Origin of the sequence: Methylophaga pinxianii, from assembly GCF_020447225.1 — a bacterium.
GTDB lineage: Bacteria > Pseudomonadota > Gammaproteobacteria > Nitrosococcales > Methylophagaceae > Methylophaga > Methylophaga pinxianii.
On record NZ_JAJAEO010000095.1, the window covers coordinates 1 to 2395 of the forward strand.

Below are 2395 nucleotides of genomic sequence, written 5' to 3' on the forward strand. Positions count from 1 at the left end.
TATTTAGCGTCAATTATCTTGGCCGGTTTACCGACAATTATCCTGGCCGGTTGATGTCGATCCCTAACTACCCTTGCTCATTGCCATTTTGCGCCGGTAACTCTCACCTTCACAATGAAGGATAGTTGCATGATGCACGAGCCTGTCTATGGCTGCGATGGTCATCGTCGAGTCGTCAAATAGCTCATCCCATTGCTCGAAGGATTTATTTGATGTGATGATCATGCTGTGCCTTTCGTAGCGGTGTGCGATTAACTCAAACAATACGCTGGTTTCCTGCTCTGTTTTACGAACGTAACCCACATCATCAACAATGAGCAGATGGTATTTATCAAGCTTTAACAGTTCATCCTGCAGGCGTAGATGTTGCTTGGCCTGTTGCAATTGTTGAACGATAGCTGACGCTGCGATGAACTTAACTTTGTAGCCCTGCTGAATGAGCCCATAACCAATGCCGCTGGCGATGTGGGTTTTACCAAGTCCACTGGCGCCGAACAATAAGATATTGGCCCCGAGTTTTAACCAGCCAGGCTGGCTAACTATGTCAGTAAGCCGATGTTTTGAGATCCCATCCACCAGATCAAAATCGAAGTTGCCGAGGTTTTTACCGACCGGTAACCGGGCGTCTTTTAACAGTCGCTGCAAACGTTTATCTTCACGCGTCGCGAGTTCAATATGGCAGAGCTCTGATAAATAGTGCTGGGGACGCCACTGCTCTTTGATGGCTTTTTTACCCAGCGATTCCCATTCGCTGACCATGGTTGCAAGCTTAAGCCGTTTCAGCATTATCGGTAATGATGCCGTTTGGTTATCCATGCAGACCTCCCGGTATCATACTGCTGTACGAACTCAGGCTGTGCTGCTTGATAGTCAGGCTGGGCTGTCGAGGCGCAATCACCAAAAAGCGTTCTTCACATTCGCGGATGGCCGGTAATTGTCGCTTTGTAATTGACGCGACAATATAACGGCCTAATTGCCGCTCACAACCACTTTGTTTCGCTAAATGGAGCACTTTTACCATGTAATAGCTGGCTTTATCGGCAGTTAACGTGTCATTGACGTATTGCCATATGGCCTTGTAATTGTCGTCCGGTAACAGGTCGTCTCGCAGTTGCGAGTTTCGAAAGGCGCGAGGCTTTTTCACCAGCGCATCAATCACATGCAGGTAATTGACGCTGCGGGCGCGCGAGCCTTTACTAGCGTAAATGCGCTCAAGCTCCAGAACAAAATCAGTGCCGTAAAATAGCGCTAAGCGATTATCATAAAGGCGTACCAGTAACCGGCTGTCAACGAGTCGTGATGGGACGGTGTATGTCACGCGTTTGATAACGATAGTGCTCGTGCGTGAGACCGTCACGTAATGCTCGGTGTAATTGACGCTCATCACTCGGGGAAGTTTTTGTAATTGTCGCTGCTCAAGCTGGTATTTATCACTGATGCGGCGATTACGCCGCGCCACAACACTGGCAACAAAAGCCTCGTAGGCTTCGCGGCTTTCGAAGTCATGACTGCCACGTATTTTTAGTGCCTGTTCAAGTTGCGACTTGATATGACCGTGAGGTCCTTCAATTGCACCATTCTCGTGAGCAATACCACGGTTATTGCGAGAGGCCTTAAAACCATAGTGCTTGACCAGTTCGTCGAAACGCTCTGTGAAGTCATCGACATCGCCATGATTGCGATACGCAGCACTCAAACTATCGGTTCTGACTTCCTTAGGCACACCGCCTGCTGCATGAAAGGCATTTTGAAGTCCATCTGAGAGGGCCGCAAAACTTTCACCACCATAAATAACCTGAATGAATGCCCAGCTACTCGCTGGCATCCGATAATGGAAGAGCATATGTTTTAACAGTTCACCGGCAATCGTGACCGGCGATGCAACATGGGTGAAGTCAGCAATACCTAATGCACCATATTCATGGGTCTGGATAAAGACAACATCCTTATTGGGACCATGCAAACAGCGCCATTTACGAATACGGCGTTCAAGTGTTCGACGCGATCCTGGACGAAACTTATCCGTGTGATATTCGCAAAGATGGTCAAAAACACCAACGGCAGTAATGCCTTCATCCGCTTCCAGTATCGGCACAACAATCGTTTCCCATACTGACTTTAGTGGATCGTTACGTGTACGCCAATGGCGGTGACCATTGCTGGTTGATTGATTGGATTTATCAATACGCCGGGCCGAACGCTCCGAAATGCCGGCTTTAGCGGCAGCAACAACTTGGCTGCTTTGTTTTCTATGATTCATATAAATCGTGACCTGTTGATCTGTGATTCGTCTTCCCGGCACAGTGAACTCCTCTGTTCTGCTGTGCCGAACCTTATCAGATCAACCGGCCAAGATAATTGACGCTAGACCGGCCACCGTAATTGTCGCTTAATA

At 48.3% G+C, this 2395-nt stretch carries 2 protein-coding genes; both read right to left on the minus strand.

Annotated elements, in window-relative coordinates; translation table 11 throughout:
• Positions 1–63: 63 nt before the first annotated feature.
• Positions 64–816: an IS21-like element helper ATPase IstB gene (istB, locus tag LGT40_RS00590; protein ID WP_226071572.1), complete on the minus strand. Its 753-nt coding sequence runs from the start codon at positions 814–816 to the stop codon at positions 64–66.
• Positions 809–2302 (minus strand): IS21 family transposase, encoded by a 1494-nt coding sequence (gene istA, locus LGT40_RS00595; protein ID WP_226071574.1) that lies wholly within the window; start codon positions 2300–2302, stop codon positions 809–811. The genes istB and istA overlap by 8 nt, the downstream gene beginning before the upstream one ends.
• Positions 2303–2395 lie beyond the last annotated feature (93 nt).

What these genes read in the sequence shown, in the direction of transcription:
- istB (WP_226071572.1), bottom strand. Translation starts at nt 816, where the DNA reads ATGGATAACCAAACGGCATCATTACCGATAATGCTGAAACGGCTTAAG.